The organism is Psychroflexus sp. MES1-P1E, from assembly GCF_002836055.1.
Classification (GTDB): domain Bacteria; phylum Bacteroidota; class Bacteroidia; order Flavobacteriales; family Flavobacteriaceae; genus Psychroflexus.
The window spans coordinates 1-790 of sequence record NZ_PJBS01000015.1; the positions used below are offsets into that span (position 1 = coordinate 1).

Below are 790 nucleotides of genomic sequence, written 5' to 3' on the forward strand. Positions count from 1 at the left end.
CTGACCATTTTGAATTTGGTCAATGATCATCAGTTTGAGTTCAAAACTTAACTTTTGATACTATTTTTTTGTCAGTCTGTTTTGTGGTCTTTCATCTTGATCCTGAATTAAATGATTGATTTTTGGTCAACCTATTCCAGGAAAGTACACATCTTTTCACGTTGCCTAACGTTTAGTATATGGCAAGTAGCAGGTTTATATGTTATATTTTTCAAATTAAAAACAAAAATAGCAGTTAAGAGCATAAACATTGTTTTTGCTCTTAACTGCTATTTTTCATATGCTGTGTTAGCAAACGTTTTTAGTAGTTTATTTTTTAATTAATTTGCTTATACTTTTATTTCCTTTATCATTTATACATTCAACAAAGTAAATTCCACTTGGCTGATTTAAATTCATAAGAATGCGGTCAGTGTTATCAAAAATTCTAGTTTTAATTAATTGCCCCAAAGATGAATAGATATTAATTTTTAACTCTTTCTGATTGTTTTTGAATGAAATTTCAAAGCTATTATTAGTTGGGTTAGGATAAATTTTAATTTCATTACTAAAAGAATTAGTAGTAAGACCTAGTGTGGATATTTCTACACAGTCTGACGTGCCAGTACACCCATTTTGAGTTACTCGTACCGCATAGCTACCATTTGTTGTTGCAGTATATGTATTATTTGTTTCTCCTGCAATATCGCTATTACCATTATTACAGTCTAACCATTGATATATGGCTCCAACTGCATTAGAAGTGATAGTTGTATTACTTAATGTTGTCGAAACATCAACTTGTGTGATT

1 protein-coding gene is annotated in these 790 nt (G+C 29.7%); it reads right to left on the reverse strand.

Annotated features, from left to right (window positions below):
- Positions 1-309: 309 nt before the first annotated feature.
- A partial coding sequence (locus CXF67_RS00110) for a T9SS type A sorting domain-containing protein (RefSeq protein ID WP_180957847.1) occupies positions 310-790 on the reverse strand: 481 nt, incomplete at its 5' end.